The 22,329-nt window shown below is 37.7% G+C and carries 22 protein-coding genes and 3 pseudogenes; 17 read left to right on the forward strand and 8 right to left on the reverse strand.

The annotated features are described in order from the left end of the window. Positions 1–14: 14 nt before the first annotated feature. The 3 genes from ICI50_RS02205 (at position 15) to ICI50_RS02215 (ending at position 2,759) form a co-directional block, all read left to right on the forward strand. Positions 15–1,964, forward strand: coding sequence for a sucrose-specific PTS transporter subunit IIBC (locus tag ICI50_RS02205; protein WP_056940882.1), 1,950 nt, complete (start codon positions 15–17; stop codon positions 1,962–1,964). Positions 1,965–2,106: 142 nt separating this feature from the next. After that, positions 2,107–2,361, forward strand: a complete 255-nt coding sequence (locus ICI50_RS02210) for an AbrB family transcriptional regulator (protein WP_013853592.1) — start codon at positions 2,107–2,109, stop codon at positions 2,359–2,361. Next, on the forward strand, positions 2,361–2,759 hold the full coding sequence (locus tag ICI50_RS02215) for a type II toxin-antitoxin system death-on-curing family toxin (protein ID WP_013853593.1): 399 nt from the start codon (positions 2,361–2,363) through the stop codon (positions 2,757–2,759). The genes ICI50_RS02210 and ICI50_RS02215 overlap by 1 nt, the downstream gene beginning before the upstream one ends. Before the next feature lie 88 nt (positions 2,760–2,847). Here the strand turns inward: ICI50_RS02215 and ICI50_RS02220 are convergent, their stop codons facing one another. Continuing rightward, positions 2,848–3,159 carry a type II toxin-antitoxin system RelE/ParE family toxin gene (locus tag ICI50_RS02220; protein ID WP_013853594.1) on the reverse strand — a complete coding sequence of 104 codons (312 nt, stop codon included), beginning with the start codon at positions 3,157–3,159 and terminating at the stop codon, positions 2,848–2,850. Next, the gene (locus tag ICI50_RS02225) at positions 3,146–3,409 is read right to left on the reverse strand and encodes an AbrB/MazE/SpoVT family DNA-binding domain-containing protein (RefSeq protein WP_013853595.1); all 264 of its coding nucleotides are present in this window, start codon (positions 3,407–3,409) and stop codon (positions 3,146–3,148) included. Before ICI50_RS02225 ends, ICI50_RS02220 begins: the two co-directional genes overlap by 14 nt. Before the next feature lie 270 nt (positions 3,410–3,679). Between ICI50_RS02225 and ICI50_RS02230 the strand changes: the two genes are divergently transcribed. The 4 genes and pseudogenes from ICI50_RS02230 to brnQ all read left to right on the forward strand — a co-directional run bounded on the left by ICI50_RS02230 (position 3,680) and on the right by brnQ (position 7,897). Then, a complete protein-coding gene (locus tag ICI50_RS02230) occupies positions 3,680–4,201 on the forward strand; it encodes a hypothetical protein (RefSeq protein WP_373852434.1) in 522 nt (173 codons plus the stop codon). Between the two features lie 185 nt (positions 4,202–4,386). Further along, positions 4,387–4,671 carry a co-chaperone GroES gene (gene groES, locus ICI50_RS02235; RefSeq protein ID WP_013853597.1) on the forward strand — a complete coding sequence of 95 codons (285 nt, stop codon included), beginning with the start codon at positions 4,387–4,389 and terminating at the stop codon, positions 4,669–4,671. A 53-nt stretch (positions 4,672–4,724) separates the two neighbouring features. Further along, on the forward strand, positions 4,725–6,356 hold the full coding sequence (gene groL / locus ICI50_RS02240) for a chaperonin GroEL (RefSeq protein WP_013853598.1): 1,632 nt from the start codon (positions 4,725–4,727) through the stop codon (positions 6,354–6,356). Between the two features lie 193 nt (positions 6,357–6,549). Continuing rightward, positions 6,550–7,897 (forward strand): annotated as a pseudogene (gene brnQ / locus ICI50_RS02245) (branched-chain amino acid transport system II carrier protein). A 59-nt stretch (positions 7,898–7,956) separates the two neighbouring features. Here brnQ and ICI50_RS02250 read toward each other — a convergent pair. From ICI50_RS02250 to ICI50_RS02270, 6 genes and pseudogenes are all read right to left on the reverse strand, one after another. Further along, positions 7,957–9,249, reverse strand: a complete 1,293-nt coding sequence (locus ICI50_RS02250) for an ABC transporter substrate-binding protein (protein WP_188891864.1) — start codon at positions 9,247–9,249, stop codon at positions 7,957–7,959. Beyond that, positions 9,249–9,918 (reverse strand): annotated as a pseudogene (locus ICI50_RS02255) (response regulator). Before ICI50_RS02255 ends, ICI50_RS02250 begins: the two are co-directional and overlap by 1 nt. Further along, complete coding sequence (locus ICI50_RS10745; RefSeq protein ID WP_236694776.1) at positions 9,911–10,543, reverse strand: sensor histidine kinase; 633 nt, start codon at positions 10,541–10,543, stop codon at positions 9,911–9,913. Before ICI50_RS10745 ends, ICI50_RS02255 begins: the two are co-directional and overlap by 8 nt. Positions 10,544–10,869: 326 nt before the next feature. Further along, entirely contained in the window at positions 10,870–11,211 is a 342-nt protein-coding gene (locus ICI50_RS10750) for a hypothetical protein (protein WP_236694775.1), read from the reverse strand. Next, entirely contained in the window at positions 11,211–11,933 is a 723-nt protein-coding gene (locus tag ICI50_RS02265) for a substrate-binding domain-containing protein (RefSeq protein ID WP_013853602.1), read from the reverse strand. The genes ICI50_RS10750 and ICI50_RS02265 overlap by 1 nt, the downstream gene beginning before the upstream one ends. A gap of 23 nt (positions 11,934–11,956) precedes the next feature. Then, positions 11,957–12,187, reverse strand: coding sequence for a hypothetical protein (locus ICI50_RS02270; protein WP_013853603.1), 231 nt, complete (start codon positions 12,185–12,187; stop codon positions 11,957–11,959). Between the two features lie 183 nt (positions 12,188–12,370). Here ICI50_RS02270 and ICI50_RS02275 point away from each other — a divergent pair, with 183 nt between their 5' ends. The 10 genes and pseudogenes from ICI50_RS02275 to yajC all read left to right on the forward strand — a co-directional run bounded on the left by ICI50_RS02275 (position 12,371) and on the right by yajC (position 22,245). Further along, entirely contained in the window at positions 12,371–12,814 is a 444-nt protein-coding gene (locus tag ICI50_RS02275; protein ID WP_056940880.1) for a PTS sugar transporter subunit IIA, read from the forward strand. An 18-nt stretch (positions 12,815–12,832) separates the two neighbouring features. Continuing rightward, positions 12,833–13,336 (forward strand): PTS sugar transporter subunit IIB, encoded by a 504-nt coding sequence (locus ICI50_RS02280; protein ID WP_013853605.1) that lies wholly within the window; start codon positions 12,833–12,835, stop codon positions 13,334–13,336. Between the two features lie 38 nt (positions 13,337–13,374). Next, entirely contained in the window at positions 13,375–14,244 is an 870-nt protein-coding gene (locus ICI50_RS02285) for a PTS mannose/fructose/sorbose/N-acetylgalactosamine transporter subunit IIC (RefSeq protein ID WP_013853606.1), read from the forward strand. Positions 14,245–14,246: 2 nt separating this feature from the next. Further along, a complete protein-coding gene (locus ICI50_RS02290; protein WP_188891865.1) occupies positions 14,247–15,089 on the forward strand; it encodes a PTS system mannose/fructose/sorbose family transporter subunit IID in 843 nt (280 codons plus the stop codon). A gap of 22 nt (positions 15,090–15,111) precedes the next feature. Beyond that, positions 15,112–15,453, forward strand: a pseudogene (locus ICI50_RS02295) (DUF202 domain-containing protein). A 154-nt stretch (positions 15,454–15,607) separates the two neighbouring features. Then, entirely contained in the window at positions 15,608–18,184 is a 2,577-nt protein-coding gene (gene mutS, locus ICI50_RS02300; protein ID WP_095341966.1) for a DNA mismatch repair protein MutS, read from the forward strand. Beyond that, positions 18,184–20,082: a DNA mismatch repair endonuclease MutL gene (mutL, locus tag ICI50_RS02305; RefSeq protein WP_188891866.1), complete on the forward strand. Its 1,899-nt coding sequence runs from the start codon at positions 18,184–18,186 to the stop codon at positions 20,080–20,082. The genes mutS and mutL overlap by 1 nt, the downstream gene beginning before the upstream one ends. After that, positions 20,083–20,670: a Holliday junction branch migration protein RuvA gene (gene ruvA / locus ICI50_RS02310; RefSeq protein WP_013853611.1), complete on the forward strand. Its 588-nt coding sequence runs from the start codon at positions 20,083–20,085 to the stop codon at positions 20,668–20,670. Positions 20,671–20,717: 47 nt separating this feature from the next. Beyond that, positions 20,718–21,734 (forward strand): Holliday junction branch migration DNA helicase RuvB, encoded by a 1,017-nt coding sequence (ruvB, locus tag ICI50_RS02315; protein ID WP_056940877.1) that lies wholly within the window; start codon positions 20,718–20,720, stop codon positions 21,732–21,734. Between the two features lie 58 nt (positions 21,735–21,792). Beyond that, entirely contained in the window at positions 21,793–22,245 is a 453-nt protein-coding gene (gene yajC, locus ICI50_RS02320; protein WP_013853613.1) for a preprotein translocase subunit YajC, read from the forward strand. Positions 22,246–22,329 lie beyond the last annotated feature (84 nt).

Genomic DNA, 22,329 nt, shown 5'->3' on the forward strand with positions numbered 1-22,329 from the left:
CAGGAGGATTTAACATGGACCATAGAAAGGTGGCGGAACGAGTAATTAAGGACGTGGGCCGCGATAATATTATTGCGGGTACTCACTGTGCTACTCGTCTGCGTTTAGTATTAAAAGATGATTCAAAAGTTGACCAAAAAGCATTGGACAACGATCCAGATGTTAAAGGTACTTTTAAGACCAATGGTCAATATCAAGTAATTATTGGACCAGGGGATGTTAATGATGTTTACGATGAATTCATTAAGATTACTGGCTTAAAGGAATTATCGACTGATGACTTGAAGAAGGTCGCAGCTGAAGGCCAAAAGAAGAATCCAGTAATGGACTTCATCAAGCTTTTGTCTGACATCTTCGTTCCAATCATTCCAGCCTTAGTTGCTGGTGGTTTGTTAATGGCTTTGAACAACTTCTTGACTTCACCAGGACTATTTGGTTCTAAATCAGTTGTTCAAATGGCTCCTAACATTGCCGGCTTATCAGCAATGATTCAAGTCATGTCAGCCGCTCCATTTATCTTCATGCCAATTCTAGTTGGTATGTCGGCGGCTAAACGGTTTGGCGCTAACCAATTCTTGGGTGCCACAATCGGTATGATTATGACCACGCCTAACTTAGGTGGTGCCGCTAAATTCTGGGATATCTTTGGCTTGCATGTTGCTCAAACCAACTATCAATACCAAGTTATTCCGGTTTTAGTAGCCGTTTGGGTATTGTCAATTTTGGAAAAGTACTTTCACAAGCACTTGCCATCTGCAGTTGACTTTACCTTTACGCCACTTCTTTCAATCATGATCACTGGTTTCCTTACTTTTGTAATTATCGGGCCAGTCTTCAAGGGCGTTTCTGATGCGATTACTAATGGTATTGTTTGGCTTTACAATACTACTGGTGCCTTTGGTATGGGTATCTTTGGTCTTACTTATTCAGCAATTGTTACTACTGGACTTCACCAAAGCTTCCCAGCTGTTGAAACTCAGCTTTTAGCAGCTTTTGCTAAGAATCCAGCAAGTTCCGGTGACTTTATCTTCGTTACCGCATGTATGGCTAATGTTGCTCAAGGTGCCGCAACCTTCGCAGTTTACTTCTTGACTAAGAACGAAAAGATGAAGGGCTTGGCAAGTTCATCAGGTGTATCAGCACTTCTTGGGATTACTGAACCAGCACTTTTCGGTGTTAACTTGAAGTACAAGTTCCCATTCTTCTGTGCCTTGATTGGTTCAGGTGTTGCTGCCGCATTTGCCGGCTTCATGCACGTAACCGCTGCTGCTCTTGGTTCAGCTGGTTTCCTTGGCTTCTTCTCAATTTATCCTAAGACGATTCCAATGTGGGTTGTCTCAGTGTTAATTAGTTTCGTTGTTGCCTTCACGCTTACTTATGTTTATGGTAAGAAGCACTTGAAGGAAGAAGTTCCAGGACAAGATGTTCCAGTTAACGATGCAACTACTCAAGCAGAAGCCAATCAAAAAGCAGAAAAGGTTTCTAAAGAACAATTAAGCTTGAAGGATGAAGTTGTTGCTTCACCAGTTGACGGTACTCCAGAAAGTTTAACCAAGGTTAATGACCAAGTATTCTCTGCTAAGTTGATGGGCGATGGTGCTGCTGTTATTCCAAGTGATGGCACAATCTATGCTCCAGTTACTGGTACAGTGACGATTGCCTATGAGACTAAGCACGCTTATGGTATTAAGTCAGATGATGGTGCTGAAGTTTTGATCCACATCGGGCTTGATACGGTAAACCTTAAGGGTGAGCACTTTGAAAGTTTTGTAAAGCAAGGTCAAATAGTAAACAAGGGCGACAAGCTTGGCACAGTTGATCTTGATGCTGCCAAGAAGGCAGGCTATGACACTACTGTAATGGTTGTCATTACCAACACTGCTAACTATGCAAATGTTCAACGCATTACTGATGCTGGCGACAAGCATGGTGATAAGCTGATTGCTTTGACAGCTCACAATTAATCTCTGATTATCCTCTAGAATCCAGAAAATCAAAACAATTAGATAATTACAGAAAGACACTAAGAAAGATTATTTCTTGGTGTCTTTCTGTAATTACATGCTATCATTATGTTATGACGATTGAGAGAGGAAGTTGAAAATTATGAGTTCTACTAAAGCCTTAAAAGATGAAACTAAAATGTTTAAAGCTGGTAATTCCTGGGGATTTAGAGTTACAAGCAAAGATAAAAAAGCACTAGGTGCCAGCGAAGATACTATCTTTGAAAAGATTATCGATCCTAATGGCGATAAAATTACTTTTAAAAAACTAGATGCCGTTGATCCATCATTAGATTCATTTATGGATGATTTTTATCAAAAGCACGGGGATTTAATGAAGGAGTTAGAAGATAAGTAATGTATTATCTTAACAAGCTAACCCTTATTGCTATTAATAAAAGTGTGATTGAACGTGCCGGAAAAGGTTCTATTGGAATTCAATATACAGAAGGAATAGATATAATTGTAAAGCAACCTAAGCAAGTGCTTTTTGGACATGAGCTTTATCCAACTATTTGGCTTAAAGCAGCTTTCATTTTGCAAAAGATTACTAAAAAGCATATTTTTGCTGATGGAAATAAGCGTACTGCACTGGTTGCTACTACATTTTTTCTTACTAAAAATGGTTATCAAGTTAATTTTACAAAAGATGAAGGCTTAAAGTTCATTCTATTTGTGACTAATAGTGATGATACGGAAGAAGTTATGAAATTTGTAGCGGATTGGCTGAAAAGTCATAGTAGAAAAATAAATTAATTTGTGATAGTTTCAGTAGAAGTCCAAAACAATTAAATCAGATAAAGAAAGACACTAAGAAAGATTATTTCTTGGTGTCTTTTTGTAATTAGAATTCTATTTTCATTTGCTTATTGCTAAAGAGACTATCAATCATGATAGTTTTCTTTTTCTCATCTACGCGGTAAAAAATAGCATATTTCTTGCCAATAGTAATCCGATAGGTTGGAACCGAAAAATGGTAAATTGAACTTACATCTTTGCTGATAAAAGGAAAATCACTGAGTAAGTGAATATTTTTAGAAATCAATGAAACATAATTTTTAATTTGTTCATCTGAGAATTCTAAATCATGCTGCCAATAAGTAATGGTCTGAGATAATGAGGAAGCAAAGCTCTTGCTATATTTAATTTGATACATTATCCCAGCCATACTTTCCAAATTTGGCTTGCATATCTTGTTCCGTCAATGAATTTTTGTCGAATTCAGCAAAGCTTTTTTCAATAAGTTCACGATCATGTTTAACAGCGGTAGATCTTAAATCAATGATGACTTTGTGGTGTTGATGGTCCACCCTGTATTCTAATTTAGCTCCATCTTCGACGCCCCACTCTTTAGGGAAGATACTTCCTAGAGAATTACCAATTTTTCTAACTTTAAGTTCTTTCATGATAGCCACCTCTTGTTGTTTAAATTAATTAAATTATAATATGTTATAACACAAAAACAACAAAATCTATTATAGATATTCACAACGTCGAGGAGTAATTTTTTGGAATATGAAGAATTATAAATCTAATTAACTTTATACTTTTGTTAAATTAAATAGATCTTTTCAACTAATTAGATTTTTAAATTCAAATATTGAGTAAAAGAATGTAATAGATTGGTTATTAGCATGGTGTTTTTTATGCTATAATTTTGCTAATTAAATAAGGGGATGATAAGAATGAAAAACAAAGAAACGACTAAAACTGTCTGGATCATGACCGCTATCTATTGGGTAGTGGGTCTCTTAAGTCTGTTCTGGGGTAAGCTGGAGCATAATGTGGTCTTTAAGCTAAAAGAAATTAATAATGTGTATGCACTAACTTTATTGATCATTTTGATTTTGCCGCTGCTTTTTTCAATCTTATTGTCTTTAAAGGTAAAGCCGTCACGTCTAATTTGCAATCCATTAGTTACCGTAATTTACTTGCTAGTCGTCATTGCAGCAGGGATGGCCTATAATTTTCAAAACATTATTGGTTACTTCTTCCCAATCCTTCTCTTCATTTTGATGGCGATCTTGGCAATCTTCTATGCATTAGTTAAAACCTTTAGGAATAGAAAAGATGGTAAGTACTATTTCATTGATGATGAAGATAAGGAAGAATGTAAAAGTTTTTGGGATGCCTATAAGCAATACTATGTGATGGGATTAACCTATGGCATTATTGATGGGCTACTTTCGGCCATTTAGTTAAAAAGTTAAGAAAAAGCAAAATTAGCACTCTTTTCTAAAAAGTGCTAATTTTTTCTTGCTTTTTTTCACAAAAGAGGTTATTATCATATTTGTAAGTTAGCACTTAGTAAATAAGAGTGCTAATGATTAATAATGATTTTAAATTTCTAAAAAGAAAAATAAAAACATAGGAGGTACTTAACATGTTAGAACCAATTGGTGATCGCGTAATCGTAAAGGTTAAAGAAGAGGAAGAAAAGACTGTTGGTGGCATCGTTTTAGCATCAAATGCTAAGAAGAAGCCAACTGAAGGTGAAGTTGTTGCTGTCGGTGACGGTGCTTACGCTTCAAACGGTGAGAAGATTCCTATGTCAGTTAAGAAGGGCGACGTAGTTATTTACGATAGATACTCAGGCACCAACGTTGAATACGAAGGCGAAAAGTACTTAGTTCTTCGCGAAAAGGACATTTTAGCAATCGCTAAGTAATTAGCTTTTAGTTAAGTTAGATCAAATACAAAATAAAGGAGCATAGATAATCTATGGCAAAAGATATTAAGTTCTCAGAAAATGCAAGACGTTCACTTTTAAAGGGTGTTGATAAGTTAGCAGATACTGTTAAGACTACTATTGGTCCTAAGGGTAGAAATGTTGTTTTGGAACAAAGTTATGGCAACCCAGACATCACTAACGATGGTGTTACTATTGCTAAGTCGATTGAATTAAAAGACCACTACGAAAACATGGGTGCTAAGTTGGTTGCTGAAGCTGCTCAAAAGACCAATGATATTGCTGGTGACGGTACTACTACTGCAACTGTTTTAACTCAAGCTATTACTCGCGAAGGCATGAAGAATGTTACTGCCGGTGCTAACCCAGTTGGCATTCGTCGTGGTATTGAAAAGGCTACTAAGGCTGCCGTTGATGAATTACACAAGATCAGCCACCAAGTTGATTCTAAGGAACAAATTGCTAACGTTGCTTCTGTTTCATCATCATCCAAAGAAGTTGGTAATTTAATTGCTGACGCTATGGAAAAGGTTGGTCACGATGGTGTTATTACTATTGAAGATTCACGTGGTATCAACACTGAATTGTCAGTAGTTGAAGGTATGCAATTCGATCGTGGTTACTTATCACAATACATGGTAACTGACAACGACAAGATGGAAGCAGACCTTGATAATCCATACATCTTGATCACTGACAAGAAGATCTCAAACATTCAAGACATTTTGCCACTTCTTCAAGAAATTGTTCAACAAGGCAAGGCTTTGTTAATCATCGCTGACGATGTTTCTGGTGAAGCTCTTCCAACTCTTGTATTGAACAAGATCCGTGGTACCTTCAACGTTGTTGCTGTTAAGGCTCCTGGCTTTGGTGACCGTCGCAAGGCTCAATTACAAGATATCGCTGCTTTAACTGGTGGTACTGTAATCAGTAGCGACTTGGGCCTTGAACTTAAGGACACTAAGATTGATCAATTAGGTCAAGCTCGTCGTGTAACTGTAACCAAGGACTCAACTACTATTGTTGATGGTGCTGGTTCAAAGGACGCTATTCAAGAACGTGAAGATTCAATTAGAAAGCAAATTGAAGAATCCACTTCAGACTTCGACAAGAAGAAGTTGCAAGAACGTCTTGCTAAGCTAACTGGCGGTGTAGCTGTTATCCACGTTGGTGCTGCTACTGAAACTGAACTTAAGGAACGTCGTTACAGAATTGAAGACGCTTTGAACTCAACTCGTGCCGCTGTTGACGAAGGCTACGTTGCTGGTGGTGGTACTGCCTTAGTAAACGTTGAAAAGGCTGTTAAGGACCTTAAGGGTGAAACCGCTGATGAACAAACTGGTATCAACATTGTCTTAAGAGCTTTGAACGCACCAGTTCGTCAAATTGCTGAAAACGCTGGTAAAGATGGTTCAGTAATTTTGAACAAGCTTGAACACCAAGAAAATGAAGTTGGTTACAACGCTGCTACTGATAAGTGGGAGAACATGGTTGACGTAGGTATTATTGACCCAACCAAGGTAACTAGAACTGCTTTGCAAAACGCTGCTTCAATTGCCGCATTGCTTTTGACCACTGAAGCTGTTGTTGCAGAAATTCCTGAACCAAAGCCAGCTGCTCCACAAGGTGGCGCAGGTGCCGGCGCTCCAGGAATGGGAATGTAGTCGTTAGTGCTTTAGCACTTACTGTTTCAATTCAAAAACGCTTTAGCGTTTTTGTTCATTTGATTAGCGCTTACCATTTCAAATATAGAATATATTCAAAAAGCCGAATCGTTGATGATTCGACTTTTTTATTGACCAGAATTTTGGATTTCGGTATATTAAAAAGCAGTTATTTTGTAAAGGATTGATGTTATTGGAAAAAGACAATTTATCATTTAAGAAAATTCTGGTTATTGCTTCTTTGTTCTTTGGCATGATTTTTGGGGCGGGAAACTTAATTTTCCCTGTTCATTTAGGTCAAATGGCGGGGAGCAACTGGCTGGTTTCTGGGCTTGGCTTTTTGGCCTCTGGTGTTTTATTGCCGCTTTTAGCTTTAATGGCTTTAAGTATCACGCGCTCAAATGGTCTTTATGAACTAGCGAGACCAGTGGGGATGAGCTTTGCTTCGATTTTGTTAGTGCTGATCCATTTGACGATTGGACCATTTGCGGCCACGCCAAGAACTGCCACGGTTCCGTATGAGATTGGTTTTGCGCCATATTTACCGGCTGGCATGCAAAAGTGGGGGTTATTAATTTTCACGGGAATCTTCTTTATCCTGGTTTTTGCCTTATCGATTACCGAAGGCAATATCACCGATTTGATCGGTAAAGTATTAAATCCGCTCTTTATTGTGTTGCTGTTTGTCATTTTTTTAATGGCGTTTATAAATCCCTTAGGAAAAGCTGGCACTACAGCTGTTACTGCAGCTTATCGAAGCGCTGGTTTTACCAACGGATTTTTGCAAGGATATAACACGATGGATGCTTTAGCTGCGTTGATCTTCGGCGTGGCCGTAATTACCGCAATTAAGGAATTAGGTATTACTAAACAAAAGGATGTTTCATTGACTTTAGCCAAAAGCGGTCTTTGGGGGATGCTGGCAATCGGCGTCATCTATGTTTGTTTAATCTGGCTCGGCGCAAGCAGTCTGCATCAATTCAAGCTGGCTTCTAATGGCGGAATAACCTTATCACAGATTTCCCACTACTATATGGGCGTCTTCGGCAATGTCTTGCTGGCAACGCTGACGACAATTACTTGTTTAACTACAGCGATGGGTTTGGTAATTGCCTTTGCGGAAGATTTTCATAAGCGCTTTCCCAAGATTTCTTACAAGACATTTTTACTAGGCAACTGTCTGCTTTCATTTATTTTTGCTAACTTGGGCCTAGATCGGATCGTTGCTTGGTCGACACCGGTATTGATGTTTATTTACCCAGTTGCTATTAGTGTCATTCTTTTAGGTTTGCTATCCCCCAATTTTTAAAAATAATCCACTTGTGTATAAAGTTACCTGCTACCTAACTTTGATCCCAGCATTTTTTGACTTAATTAATGCCTTGCCAGTTGAATTGAAAAATACTGCTTTTGCGCAGAGCATAATTAATTTTGGGCAAGAATATTTCCCGTTGTTTTCAATGGGATTTAGCTGGATTATTTTCAGTTTAGTCGGATTGATTTTGGGACTGGCAATCTATTTTGGAAAGAAAAATAAATAAATAAATATCCAAAAACTTCGAAGTTGAAAAAAGTTCAGCTTCGAAGTTTTTCTTTTAGCTTAATTTTTTAGCTCGGTATTAGCTTGCTGTTGAATATAAAAGATCTGATCGTCTAAGGTATTAGTATCTAATGCTTTAGTAATTGAATGGTCTAATACGCTATAGATTTCGCCAAAGTTTCTAAATTTTGGTTCTGTATAACCATTATTCATAATGGCATTTAGTTTGGTGGAAGTTAAGCTTCCCTGGCTATTATGACTTAAAGCCTGTTGTACTTTTTTATCTAAAACTACTTTAGGCAAGACAGAGCAGCCCTTGTTAATTTCCATTGCTTTTTCTTGTACTCTCTTGTTGATGCACAAAGTCTTAAGAAACTGCCAAGCTAGCTTAGGATTGCGTGCCTTAGAGGAAATTGCAAACATAGAAATATCTACTTGAGTTGCTTTTGCATTTTTAATATGTGGCATTTGCAAGCAGTTCCAAGTAAAGTTATTGGCATTAGTCACATAGTAAGGATAGGAAGTATAAGTCTGATATTTTGCTAAACTAATGGGAGTAAAAGCTACTTTGCCTTGATCAAATAAATCTCTGTTAGCTATTTTAGATTGACCAATATTTCTTAAATACTCAATCAGGTTAAAACCCTTAATTGCGGCAGCGGTGGTTAATTGAATTGGATTATCTTTAGTTTTGCTAAGCCGATAATTATATGCCATTAGAGCATCGCTACAATTATATTCTGAAGTAATGCCAAGTTTTGATCCTTGATATTTAGTAATAGCTAATTGCCGACAAATCCTTTTTAATTCAGCTGGGGTCCAGTTAAATGATGGGGCGAATATTTTGTTTTTTATAAGCAGATCTTTGTTCATCACCATAAATCTAGGATTGGCTTGAAAGGGCAGAGCATATTGTTTCCCTTTTAGTTCACCAGCTTTAAGTGCAACTGGATAAAAACTTTGAGTGGATACATTATTAGTGCTCATTAGACCAGATAAATCTTTAAAGGCACCATTGCTAGCCAATAAATTAAATGAATTATTAGGTACGATCATTAAATCCGGTGATTTTCCTTGTACCATTTTTTCGCTTAACCAGTTACGATAAGCAGATTTTTGAATACCATTTTCATATCTAATTTGTACATTGGGATGTTTTTTCTTGAATTCTTTGATGGCATAGTCGAAGACGCGATATTGGTTGTTGTTAGGTACGTCCCAGGGGCTACCGGTATAGATGCCAACAGTCAGAATATGTTTTGCTTGCCAAGAATTGTATTTAATGACAGCGGTTAAAATGCTTATAAGAAGCAAGATACTAAGGAATAAAATATTTTTCTTTACCTTGGTCATTAGTTAAAGTCCTTGTTAATAATTCCTTTTTGCACAGCCCAAATAGCTAATTGCGTTCTGTCACGAAGATCTAGGCAGCTCAGAATTTTTAGAAATATAATTTCTCACAGTTCCTTCTGATAAAAATAGTTTTTGAGCAATTTATTTGTTGGTGCGTCCTAAGCCGACTTGTTGAATGACTTGCCATTCGCTTTTACTTAAATTTTTAGCTTCGTCGCAATCTACAGCAATTGAATAGTTGGATTGAGCCATTTTAGAAAATAGGCGAAAAACCTTACCAGCAATATCGGGATTAATCATCGCACCACCTGAATAAACCGTATCGATTGCTTTATATAATTCATCGGGAGAAACGCCTTTAAGCAAATAGCCTGATGCACCATATTTTAAGGCGCTAAAAATAAAATCATCATCATCGAACGTAGTTAAAATAATAACTTTAATCTCAGGATATTTTTCTTTGATGTACTTGGTGTAAACCGTGCCATCCATTACTGGCATTCGGATGTCCATGAGGACTACATCAGGTTTATTCTTCTTAATGCTTTCTAGAGCTTCTTGACCATTTTTGACAGTGTCAGTGATGGTGTATTTAGGATTAACCTCAAGAATAATTTTGATAGAGTCTTTAATTAATTCTTGGTCATCAGCGATAAGAATTTTAATCATGATTATTTTCCTCCTTGGGGATCGTTACGATAGTAGTAAATCCAACCTTGCCATTAAATTTAATTTGACCACCTAAACTAGATACTAGATCTTTTAAGTAATTTAAACCAACGCCAGGGATGAAATGGGGTGCACTCTGACCATTGTTGTGAATAATCAGTTGATAATTATTATCTTTCATATTACACATGACTAATACTTTAGTAGCATGTCCATGTTTTAGAGAATTAGTAAAAGTTTCTTCGATGATGTGAAAAATCACGTTTTCCGTTAATTTTTCTAGATTTTCTGCATCCCAGTTATATTCTAAAGTGATATTAAGATGAGAGATGTTTTTAAACTTGTTCAGTAGTTCCTCGAGTGCTGCTTTAAAGGTGTAATTATCTAAAGCTCCTGGTCGAATTCGATTTAACGACTGACGGATATTAATCAGTCCTTCTTTAACAGAAGTAGAGACCTTACCCAATTGTTTTTTAGCAGCTGCCGGATCAACATCAATTAGAACAATTGCGGCATCTAAGCCTACTGCAAAACCAGTTAAAGTATGACCAATCGTATCGTGAATATCACGTGCTAATCTTTCACGGTCTTTATCATGTGAGACGTGCTCAGTAATGTCAGCCATCGATTTAAATTCTTCACTGATAGCCATTTTATTTTTTAATTCTTGTTCACGGGTAATAGAGTAGTGAGCGTATAAAACCAGAATAATAATAAATAGCATTAAATTGGTTAGAGATAGTAAATTACGAGTAAAAGAAATAATGGATCTCGTTGATTGGGGCAGAAAGTCAATATATGCAGATAGACTTGGCGCCTTGATTGCTTCATTAATTAAATTTTGATCAGAGAGAGAAAAAAGGATCAGTAGAATAAAACCGATTAATAGCCATAAACGAAATTTGTTAAATTGGGTTTCATCCTTATTTTTTAAGAAGAGATTGATGAAAACTAATAGAAAAATGCCGTTATATGCCATGTTGAGAGAAAAAAAATAGTTAAGGCAAGAATCAATTCAAGCAAAAGAATGAAATTATTTTGGGCTTTGGTTAAAGTCGTGTTTTGCCTAAAAAGAATGATTGCAGAGAGAATAAAGAAGAGAATAATACTTCTTAAAAAGATAACCATTGGACTAGTTGGGATAGAATTCAACTTAGTTAGCAACTGGTAATCTAGTTGATTTTCATTGATATAGCGACTGATGAAAATATATAGAGCAGCATTGAATAAAACAGCCAAAAAGTTGACTCCCAGCAATAGATTTTTCAATTTAACGATCTGATGAAATTTCATTATTGCCACCCACTTATATTATGTTGGTCCAGATTATGTTGATTGATTAAATAAACCGGAATAGTGATTTTCTTAGGAACCTTTTGGTGATTAATTAACCAATAGGTTGTGTTGACAGTAATTTTAGCCATTTTAATTGGAGATTGAGCTACGGTAGCTGTTACATTCGAATTAAGTGAAAACATCTTTTTCATATTCTCGGATCCATCAACACTGTAAACAGATACATGATAAGGATAATTAGTTGAATCAATAGCTGCTAGTGCACCGATGGAGGCTCGATCGTTTAGGCCCATAATTGTGTCAAATTTTGTCCCTTGCTTAATGGCTTTTTTAACTAAGGGCAGTGAAATTTCTGATTGGCCATAGGTATTGAGACGTTTGACGATCTTAAAATGTTTACCTTTCTTGCTTTGTTTAATTGTGTCGAGGAAGCCCTGAATTCGTTCAACACCCGATATGGCAGATTTATGTTCTAATAGTAAAATTCTGCCGCTTTTTTGCCTGCTTAACATATATTTAGCATCTAATTGCCCCGCGTGATAGTTGGCAGACTCGATTGTGCAATCAGCAATTTTGCTGTTTTTTAGTGGACTGTCGATTACTACAATTTTGATACCTTGTTTTTTAGCTTCTTTAAGCGCTTGATTTAACTTGTGAGAATTACCATTAACCGGATTAATGATAATGGCATTAACGCGTTTTTTAATAAAAGAATGCACTTCTTCTATTTGCTTTTGTTGATTTAAAGCTGGATCACGATTATAAAGGTGATCATTACGATTATTAATTTGGTTAGCAATCTGTTCGTTGATAATGGGATGAATTCATTATTCATTGTCATATAGCTACTGCCAATTTTGACAATTCTTCGTTGTCCTGCATGACAGAAATAAAAGATTAATGTTAGGGCTACTAGCACGATGGCAATGATCAATTCAACTGCTAAGTATTTGTTTAACCGTCTTTTGCTCATGGGACCTTCCTTAATAATGTTAAAACTGCATAAAACAATTATAAGCTAAATAATAATTGTTATAAATGCCATAAATGTGACAAATGTCATCAGAGTAGAGGGAAAACAAGTTACATTTGACACTATGTAAGCGCTTAATTACATGGTAAATTTACACTGTAAACAAACGAGAGGAGTAGAAATATGAAATATTTGATCATGGTTTCTCACGGTCGCTTTGCTGAAGGCGTGAAGACATCTTTGGAAATGTTTGCAGGGGATGCAAATGATCGTGTATTTGCCTTATGTTTGCATAATGGTAAATCTGCTGATGATTTTAAAAAAGAAGTAGAAACTTTTCTTGATCAACACGATTTTAAGGAAAGTGATGAGTTTATTGTTTTGGCCGACATTATCGGCGGCAGCCCATTAACTACTTTTTTGAATGTTTTCTCAGCACGGGGATATATGGATAGAGCAGTAGTTTTAGGTGGAATGAATTTCACCATGGCATTAACTGCAACTGTTTCTTTAGACAATATGGACAAAGAAACTATTGCTCAAACTGCATTGAATGAAGCTAAAACAGCTGTACAACAATATGAAATTCCATCATCCACTGATAATGATGATGACGATGATATTTAATTTTTAGGAGGAAAAATTATGTCAGTATCACTTGTTAGAATTGATGACCGTATGATTCACGGCTTGATCACTACTCGTTGGGCCAAGGAAGTTCCTTGTGATGGGATTATCGCAGTTAACGATAAAGCTCATGACAATCCAATCTTGAAAGAGGCTTATAAGTCAGCTGCTGAAGGTCAAGGTAAAAAGTGCTTTGTTTGGACGATGGATCACTTTAACAAAGTTAAGGATAAGGTCTTAGCTTCCAACACCCGTTACTTCTTGATTACTAAGAATCCACTTGACATGAAGACAATTTTAGTTGATTGGGGCTTTGTTCCTAGCGATGTTAAAGAAGTTATCGTAGGACCGGGCAATGATCGTCCAGGTGCAATTAAGTTAGGCGATAACCAATCATTTACTAAAGAAGAAGGTGTAGCTTTTGAAGCCATAGCTGAAAAAGGCTACAAGGTTCACTTTGCTCTTCTTCCAGATAAACAAATTGGTTACTGGGATAAATACAAGAGTAAGTTTGGTTTCTAAAAACTTAGTTAACTTGAAATAAAAAAGAGGGAATAAAAATGACAATAAGTTGGTTACAAGCTGCCATCCTTGGCTTGTTTGCATGTCTTTGTTCTAACTCATGTATGGCAGGTCAGGCTGTTGGTAACTATACAATTGGACGTCCACTTGTCGGTGGCTTAGTTTGTGGTATTATTTTGGGCAATGTTCCTTTGGGTATTGCTTGTGGTGTTGCTACTCAGTTGGTTTACATCGCTTTAGTAACCCCAGGTGGTACTGTAGCAGCCGATGTTCGTGCTATTTCTTACATCGGTATTCCTTTAGCTATGGTTGCTATTAGTTCACGTGGTTTGAATCCATTTAGTAGTGATGCTGCTAACATGGCTAAGTCATTAGGTACTTTAGTAGGTACTGTGGGTTCAGTATTGTTCTACGCAGTTGCCTTTATGAACTTGATTTGGCAGGCCTTTGGTTGGAAAGATATTGAAAACAACAAATTGAATAGACTTTATGGTGTTGATTTTGGTTGGCCATGGCTTTCACACCTTTGCTTCTCATTCTTGCCAACTATGTTAATGACTCACTTTGGTGCTCAAGCTGTTACTGCTTTACGTAACGCCTTACCAATGGATGGTATCCCAATGAAGACGTTGTTCACTGTTGGTGCTATGCTTCCATGTGTCGGTATTGCTATCTTGCTTCGTCAGATCGTTAATACTTCAGTTGACTTTATTCCATTTTTAGTTGGTTTTACTTTAGCTGCTTCATTACACTTGAACTTAGTTTCAATTACTATTATTTCATTGCTTTTCGCTATGATCTTCTACGAAATTGAAATGTTTGGTGCTAAGAGTGATAATGGTTCATCTGCTTCAACTGTTTCAGCTTCAAGTTCAGATGATGACGATGAAGAAGAGGAGGACATCTAATTATGGATGCAAGTAACGAAAAAAAGATTAGCAAAAAGACATTAAACAAATCTTTTAACTTATGGTTCTGGGGAGCATTAACCTGTTTCTCACAAGAACACATGCAGACATTTGGATATTTAGCTTCAATGTTGCCAATTATCAAGGAGCTTTATCCAGATAAAGACGAACAACAAAAGAATATTCATGCTTATACAGCATTCTTCAATACTAACCCAATGCTTGGTTCTGTCATTATTGGTACGACCGCTTCAATGGAAGAGGCACGTGCTAATGGCAAGGTTATTGATGGCGAAACTATTAACGATATGCGTGCCGGTTTGATGGGACCTATCGCCGGTATCGGTGACTCATTAATCGATGGTACCTTAATTCCTATTTTGCTTGGTTTGGCATTAGGGATGTCACAAAATGGTTCACCAGTCGGTGCGATCTTCTACATTGTTGTTTGGGACCTCATCGCATACTTAGGTCAACGTTTCCTTTACTTCCGTGGTTACAAGTTGGGTGACAAGGCCGTTTCTATCTTAATTGGTAAGCAAGGTAAGGCTATCCGTCACGCCATCTCAATTATCGGTGGTATGGTTGTTGGTGGTGTCTTGGCAAGTTGGGTAAACGTTACTACTTCACTTGAATTAAAAGATGCTACAGGTAAGGTCTTCTTAAACTTACAAAAGCAGTTAGATAGTATCTTCCCAGGTTTATTAACTGTTGTTGTAACTTTGCTTTGCTGGTGGTTAATGGCTAAGAAACATGTATCAGCTATTTGGACCATGATTATCTTAATTGGTGTAGCACTTCTCGGTGTATTAGTTGGTTTCTTCAACCCAGGTTTGAAGTACTAATTTGTAGAAAGGAAGATCCCGAATGACAATTGAGGAAATGCAAAATGGCTATAAAAAAGAAGTAGACTATCAAAAACATATGCTTAGAAACTTAAGCTACTGGTTTCAACTCTTTCTAACTATTAGTGCAGTAGGTTTAGTATTAATCTATTATTTCCACTCTTCAATCTTATTCCTCTTTATCATTGGGATTATTCTGATGGTCGTTGGTGTATTAGGAATGCTGACATTTGGCTACGCCTCTTGGCGAGGATGAAAGAATGTCGATCTAGTCATCAAAGACTATGAAGATAAACTAGCAAAGATCAAAAAGATTAACCAAAATCCAATTGGTACAGAAAAAATAAAATATAGATCAAAATAATTAAATCCATCCTTCTCTAGACGTAAAAACTTCGAAGTTGAAAAAAGTTCAACTTCGAAGTTTTTCTTTTATCTTCCTTTATAGCGTATAATATTTTACAGTAACTCTAGATGAAAATAGAAAAGAGACTTAAATGGCTGAAAAAAAGACTCCGATGATGGAACAATATTATGAAATTAAAAAGCAATATCCTGATGCTTTTCTTTTTTATCGCGTCGGAGATTTTTATGAATTGTTTGAAGATGATGCGGTAAAGGGTGCACAAATTCTTGAATTAACTTTAACGCATCGTTCTAATAAAACTAAGAATCCTATTCCTATGGCTGGGGTTCCTCATTTAGCTGTGGATACTTATGTGAATACTTTGGTAGAAAAAGGCTATAAAGTTGCACTTTGCGAGCAGCTGGAAGATCCTAAAAAAGCTAAGGGCATGGTAAAACGTGGCATTATTCAACTGGTTACGCCCGGAACCATGATGAATGAAGGCCCTAATGATGCCAAGGATTCTAATTATTTAACTTCTGTAGTGACTACTAAAAGCGGTTTTGGCTTAGCTTATAGTGATTTATCCACGGGTGAAATTTATGCTACGCATTTGAAGAGTTTTGACGCGGTTTCTAATGAGCTTTTGTCTTTAAGAACAAGAGAAGTTGTGTATAATGGTCCGTTAACTGAGCAAAAAAAAGACTTTATGCACAAGGCTAATATTACAGTCTCCAGTCCTACGCCAATTGAAGGTGAACATGCGGAAATTTCTTATGTTGAACAAAATTTAACCAATCATGCGGAAAAAGAAGCAACTAGACAATTAGTGGGCTATTTATTGTCTACGCAAAAGAGAAGCCTGGCTCACTTGCAGATTGCTAAAAGCTACGAAGTCAACCAATATTTGCAGATGTCGCATGTGGTGCAGAACAACTTGGAATTGATCGCCTCTGCAAAAACTGGCAAAAAGATGGGTTCGCTTTTCTGGGTTTTGGACAAAACTCATACCGCGATGGGTGGACGACTACTCAAACAATGGCTGGCGCGTCCGCTTTTAAATGTCGATCAAATCAATCATCGTGAAGAAATGGTTCAAGCTTTGTTTGAGGGCTATTTTACTCGAGAAAATACGATTGATGCGTTAAAAGGCGTTTATGACTTGGAACGATTAACTGGTCGGATTGCTTTTGGCAATGTGAATGCGCGTGAACTATTACAATTGTCGCGTTCGCTGCAAGCCGTCCCTGTGATTTTGGATGCCTTAAATCAATCAGATAGTGAAGTTTTGGAGGATTATGCTAAAGACATTGATCCACTTAAAGGCGTTGCAGAAATGATCTCTACTACTTTAGTTAAGGATCCACCGCTGTTAACAACTGAAGGTGGATTAATTCAACCGGGTGTGGATAAGCAGTTGGACCGCTATCGTGATGCTATGAATAATGGTAAGCAGTGGCTAGCTCAGATGGAAGCAGATGAGCGGCAAAAGACCGGCATTGAAAATCTAAAAGTTGGCTATAACAAAGTTTTTGGTTATTACATTCAAGTTTCTAATGGCAATAAGAGCAAAGTGCCACTTGATCGTTATACTCGTAAACAAACCTTGACTAATGCCGAGCGGTATATCACGCCAGAATTAAAGGAACACGAGAACCTCATTCTTGAAGCTCAAACTCGTTCGACAGATTTGGAATATGATCTATTTGTCAAATTGCGTGAAGAAGTTAAAAAGTATATTCCAGCTTTGCAAAAACTAGGCAATCAATTAGCCGCTCTGGATGTTTACTGCGGCTTTGCGACTGTGGCTGAACAAAATAATTACTGCCGGCCAACTTTCCATACTGATAATCAAGATATTAATGTGGTTAATGGTCGTCACCCCGTTGTGGAAAAAGTCATGACTGCTGGCTCCTATATTCCTAATGACGTCAAAATGGATTCTGCCACTGACATTTTCCTAATTACTGGACCTAACATGTCTGGTAAGAGTACCTATATGAGGCAGATGGCATTAATTGCGATTATGGCGCAGGTAGGTTCATTTGTTCCAGCAGACAGTGCTGATTTACCAATTTTTGATCAGATCTTTACTAGAATTGGAGCTGCTGATGACCTTATTTCTGGTCAAAGTACCTTTATGGTGGAAATGAGTGAAGCTAACGATGCTTTGCAGTACGCGACAAAACGCAGCTTAGTTTTATTTGATGAAATTGGTCGAGGCACAGCAACTTATGATGGGATGGCTTTAGCCGGTGCGATTGTTAAATATTTGCACGATAAGGTTGGCGCCAAGGCCTTGTTTGCGACTCACTATCATGAATTGACTGCTCTTGATGAAACGTTAGATCATTTGAAGAATATTCACGTTGGTGCAACCGAAGAGAATGGCAAGTTGATCTTTTTGCATAAAATTTTGCCAGGACCAGCCGATCAAAGTTATGGTATCCACGTTGCCCAACTTGCTGGTTTGCCACGGGCAGTTTTACGTGAAGCAACAAAATTGCTCAAGCGATTAGAAGCTCAAGGTAGTGAACTTGCTCCAGTTAGTCAACAATTAGACTTGTTTGCAGAACCTGTGGAAAACACTAATGATGAAGAACAAGTACAAAATGACAAACCTGCAATAACCGATGCTGAGCAAGACGTTTTAGATGATATTTCTAATCTTTATTTAGCTGATAAAACACCGCTGCAGATTATGCAGATGGTAGCCGATTGGCAGAAAGACTTAAAGGATGATCACTAATGCCTAAAATTCATGAGTTGTCGGAAAACCTTACCAATCAAATCGCAGCGGGTGAGGTAATCGAGCGTCCTGCTAGCGTAGTCAAAGAATTGGTAGAAAACTCGCTGGATGCAGGTGCCACACGAATTAGAGTTGATTTTATAGATGCTGGTTTAAAACAAATTGTTGTGCAGGATAACGGAACTGGGATTGCCCGTGATCAAGTTGATCTGGCTTTTACACGGCATGCGACTAGTAAAATTAATAATGAGCATGATCTGTTTAAAGTAGCAACCCTGGGTTTCCGTGGTGAAGCTTTAGCTTCAATTTCTGCGGTTAGTCACGTTGAGATCATAACTGCAACCGAAGGCGCCATCGGCGTTCGCGCTACTTTTAGCGGTGGCAATAAAAAGGGGCAAGAAGATTCTGCTGCGCGTCAAGGAACTAAGATTACGGTTAAGGATTTGTTTTTCAATACGCCAGCGCGATTAAAATATTTGCGCAGTCCACGGACGGAAACAATGAAAATTGTGGATATTATTAACCGGCTGTCTTTGGGTTATCCACATGTGTCTTTCACCTTGTCGAATACTGGTAAAGTAATTTTGAGAACGACGGGCAATGGCAACTTGAAACAAACCGTGGCTAACGTTTATGGTCGCCATATCGCGGAAGGCATGGAAGAATTTCAAGCTAAAGATAGTGATTTTAAAATCAATGGTTTAATGTCTAAGCCAAGCTTGACTAGATCGACGCGTAACTTTATTTCGATTTTGCTTAATGGCCGCTACATTAAAAACTTCCAGTTGAATACCGCAGTCATGGATGGATATGGTTCAAAATTAGCTGCGCGCCATTATCCAATTGTTGTTTTGGCAATACATGTCGATCCTTTGCTTGTTGATGTTAATGTGCATCCCACTAAGCAAGAAGTACGTTTATCTAAGGAAAAAGAATTAAGCCGCTTAATCACAAGTGCAATTAGTAATGCACTTGTGGAAAAAGTCGAGCAAACTAGTGCTTTCTCTAATTTACACAATCAGCGTGATACGCTTGTGGATCAATTGGAATTTAATTTAAACCAAGATGTGGTGAATACTACGCGTTCAAAAGAGCCAGAAGTACATGAAGAAGAATCGGTTTTTTCTGCTCCTAAAAAGGATGCGACTGAAGAAAAACAAACTAGTTCTGGTTACGTTAATTTAAATATTCCACGTGAAGATGATAAATATATCATCACCAAAACCTGGGATAAAAATGTTGCGCTCCAGCAGACCTTAACGCCATTTAGTTCAAATCAGAATAATCAGGAAGTCATCTCTAGTGGGGATGAAACTCTAGCCAATAATTTACCACGTCTGGCTTATATAGGGCAGACCGATACTTACCTGATTTCAGAAAATAATGGCGATCTTTTTCTAGTTGATCAGGTGGCTGCACGCAGAAGATTGAAATTTGAGCAAATTTTTAAAATGATTGCGGCTAAAAAGATTGTTCAGCAGGGATTACTGACACCAATTGTTTTAGAGTTTGGTAATCTTGATTTTTTACAGATTAAAGATAGAATTGAGCAAATTAAGACATTAGGAATTCACTTAGAGGAGTTTGGTCAAAATAGTTTTATTGTGCGGTCATATCCTACTTGGATTCATAATAATATTGAAGAATCAATTCGGCAGATTTTAGATAGTTACTTAAATCTTGATAAAGGAAAGTCAAATAGACTATTTAAACGGGTTGCTGCATTGCAAGCTAAGCGTGAAATTAAAGGTAAAATTAAGTTATCTGCCGCTGAGGGTAAGCAGATTTTGCTTGATTTGCGTAAAACAACGGATCCATATCACGATGCTGATGGACGTATTGTTTTGATTCGAATGAGTCAAAATGAATTAAGAAAAATGTTTAAGAGGAATGAATAAATGTATGAATATTTTGATGGCATAATTACTGTAGTTGCGCCAAGTTATGTCGTGGTTGATGTAGGTGGTGTTGGCTATAAAGTTTACAGCCCGACGCCATTTGCTTATACGCAAGGACAAAAGGCCAAGGTTTTTATTGAGCAAGTTGTACGTGATACTGGAATTACGCTATATGGTTTTCAAAGCCAAGATGATAAAGGCTTGTTTCTTAAATTGCTTAGTGTCAGCGGCATTGGACCTAAAAGCGCGTTGGCGATTATGGCAGCGGAAGACAGTGATTCGTTAGCTGAGGCAATTGAACAAGGTGAAGTAAAGTACTTAACCCGTTTTCCTGGCGTGGGCAAAAAAACAGCTTCTCAGATTGTACTCGATCTCAAAGGCAAGCTAGGCGATTATGTTGCGCGGCTGGATAGAACAGATGATGGCGAAGATGTGCCACCAGCCTTAAATGATGCGTTATTAGCCCTAATTGCGCTAGGTTATACCCAAAAAGAGGTCGACCGGATTACGCCAAAATTAGAAAAATTTGATGCAGATACGGCTGATCAATATATTAAAAAAGGCTTGGCATTACTGCTTAAGAAGTAGAACTTGGTATAATGGTAAGGCTTGATTAACATAAGGAAGTGAAAGTAGTGGCAGAAAATGAAGATGCAGTAACTTCAGGCAATATTGAAAATCCTGAAGAAGAAGAGATGGAGCTTTCTTTACGTCCGCAAACCTTAAATCAGTATTTAGGGCAAGAGCGAGTTAAAAAGGAAATGTCGATCTATATTAAAGCGGCTAAGCAGCGTGATGAAGCGTTAGACCACGTACTTTTATATGGTCCGCCTGGATTAGGTAAGACGACCTTGGCTTTTGTAATTGCTAATGAGCTGGGCGTGCACTTAAAGAGTACGAGTGGTCCGGCAATCGAAAAGACAGGGGACTTGGTTGCCCTTTTATCAGACCTTGATCCCGGTGATGTGCTATTTATCGATGAAATTCATCGCTTGGCTAAACCAGTTGAAGAAGTGCTTTATTCGGCAATGGAAGACTACTATATTGATATCGTAATTGGTGAAGGACAGACGACGCATGCTGTGCACGTGCCACTTCCACCGTTTACTTTGATTGGTGCAACGACTTTAGCGGGACAATTATCTGCTCCTTTGCGTGATCGATTTGGCATTGTGGAGCACATGCAATATTACACGGTTGATGAGCTAGAAAAGATTGTGCTTCGTTCCAGTGATGTGTTCCATACTTCGATTGCACCGGAAGCGGCCCACGAATTAGCTCGTAGATCGCGGGGGACGCCGCGGGTTGCTAACCGTTTACTAAAACGGGTGCGTGACTTTGCTGAAGTTAAGGGTGAACAAACGATTTCTTGGGCGACGACGGAACATGCTTTAAAGCAGTTGCAAGTTGACGATGAAGGACTGGATCAGACTGACCGTAAGCTGCTGCGGACAATGATTGAAGGCTATAATGGTGGTCCAGTTGGCATTCGGACCTTAGCTGCTAATATTGGGGAAGATCGAGAAACGATTGAATCTCTATATGAGCCATATTTATTGCAGCATGGTTTTATTTTATTGACGCCGCGCGGTCGCATGGTGACTGATAAGGCATATTTACAACTTGGTTTGCCTATTCCAGGTGATAAATAGTATATTTTTCTGTATAATAGTAATATTAATTACACAATAATTTTATGAGGTGAAAAATTTGAATACTTTATTTTTAGCAAATGCTGGTGGCGCTGCTGGCGGCAATATGATGATGATCATTTTATTTATTATTTTGATCGGTTTTACTTACTTTGGTATGATTCGTCCGCAAAAGAAGCAGCAACAAAAGAGAATGCAAATGATGGACAAGTTGAAGAAGGGTGACGAAGTAGTCTTAGTTGATGGTTTGCACGCCAAGGTTGATAAGATTAACGGAGATCATACTATCGTGGTTGACGCTGATGGCATTTACTTAACCTTCGAAAGAATGGCTGTCCGTCGTATTATTCCAGCTGCTGCTCCTGCAGAGCCTGCAAAGACTGAAGAAAAGCCAGCTGACAAGGCAGAAGATGCTAAGACTGATAAGTCAGATGAAAAGGAAAAAATTAAGCCAGCTCCAGCTGATGAACTTAAGTCAACTTCTACTGAAGAAAACAAAGAAGATAAGTAATTAAAACTTCGAAATTAACAAAAGCGGCAAATGTGACGCTTTTGTTTTGCCTTAAAACTGCTTGTTGTAAAATAGAAATGATTA

The organism is Lactobacillus kefiranofaciens (assembly GCF_014656585.1).
Classification (GTDB): Bacteria; Bacillota; Bacilli; order Lactobacillales; family Lactobacillaceae; genus Lactobacillus; species Lactobacillus kefiranofaciens.

What these genes read in the sequence shown, in the direction of transcription:
- ICI50_RS02220 (WP_013853594.1), bottom strand. Translation starts at nt 3,159, where the DNA reads ATGTATCAAATTAAATATAGCAAGAGCTTTGCTTCCTCATTATCTCAG.
- ICI50_RS02250 (WP_188891864.1), bottom strand. Translation starts at nt 9,249, where the DNA reads ATGACCAAGGTAAAGAAAAATATTTTATTCCTTAGTATCTTGCTTCTT.
- ICI50_RS02285 (WP_013853606.1), top strand. Translation starts at nt 13,375, where the DNA reads ATGACAATAAGTTGGTTACAAGCTGCCATCCTTGGCTTGTTTGCATGT.
- ICI50_RS02290 (WP_188891865.1), top strand. Translation starts at nt 14,247, where the DNA reads ATGGATGCAAGTAACGAAAAAAAGATTAGCAAAAAGACATTAAACAAA.
- ICI50_RS02215 (WP_013853593.1), top strand. Translation starts at nt 2,361, where the DNA reads ATGTATTATCTTAACAAGCTAACCCTTATTGCTATTAATAAAAGTGTG.
- ICI50_RS02205 (WP_056940882.1), top strand. Translation starts at nt 15, where the DNA reads ATGGACCATAGAAAGGTGGCGGAACGAGTAATTAAGGACGTGGGCCGC.
- mutS (WP_095341966.1), top strand. Translation starts at nt 15,608, where the DNA reads ATGATGGAACAATATTATGAAATTAAAAAGCAATATCCTGATGCTTTT.
- ruvA (WP_013853611.1), top strand. Translation starts at nt 20,083, where the DNA reads ATGTATGAATATTTTGATGGCATAATTACTGTAGTTGCGCCAAGTTAT.
- ICI50_RS10750 (WP_236694775.1), bottom strand. Translation starts at nt 11,211, where the DNA reads ATGAAATTTCATCAGATCGTTAAATTGAAAAATCTATTGCTGGGAGTC.
- ICI50_RS02225 (WP_013853595.1), bottom strand. Translation starts at nt 3,409, where the DNA reads ATGAAAGAACTTAAAGTTAGAAAAATTGGTAATTCTCTAGGAAGTATC.
- ICI50_RS02270 (WP_013853603.1), bottom strand. Translation starts at nt 12,187, where the DNA reads ATGAGCAAAAGACGGTTAAACAAATACTTAGCAGTTGAATTGATCATT.
- ICI50_RS02210 (WP_013853592.1), top strand. Translation starts at nt 2,107, where the DNA reads ATGAGTTCTACTAAAGCCTTAAAAGATGAAACTAAAATGTTTAAAGCT.
- mutL (WP_188891866.1), top strand. Translation starts at nt 18,184, where the DNA reads ATGCCTAAAATTCATGAGTTGTCGGAAAACCTTACCAATCAAATCGCA.
- groES (WP_013853597.1), top strand. Translation starts at nt 4,387, where the DNA reads ATGTTAGAACCAATTGGTGATCGCGTAATCGTAAAGGTTAAAGAAGAG.
- groL (WP_013853598.1), top strand. Translation starts at nt 4,725, where the DNA reads ATGGCAAAAGATATTAAGTTCTCAGAAAATGCAAGACGTTCACTTTTA.
- ICI50_RS10745 (WP_236694776.1), bottom strand. Translation starts at nt 10,543, where the DNA reads ATGGCTGACATTACTGAGCACGTCTCACATGATAAAGACCGTGAAAGA.
- ICI50_RS02230 (WP_373852434.1), top strand. Translation starts at nt 3,680, where the DNA reads ATGATAAGAATGAAAAACAAAGAAACGACTAAAACTGTCTGGATCATG.
- ICI50_RS02280 (WP_013853605.1), top strand. Translation starts at nt 12,833, where the DNA reads ATGTCAGTATCACTTGTTAGAATTGATGACCGTATGATTCACGGCTTG.
- ICI50_RS02275 (WP_056940880.1), top strand. Translation starts at nt 12,371, where the DNA reads ATGAAATATTTGATCATGGTTTCTCACGGTCGCTTTGCTGAAGGCGTG.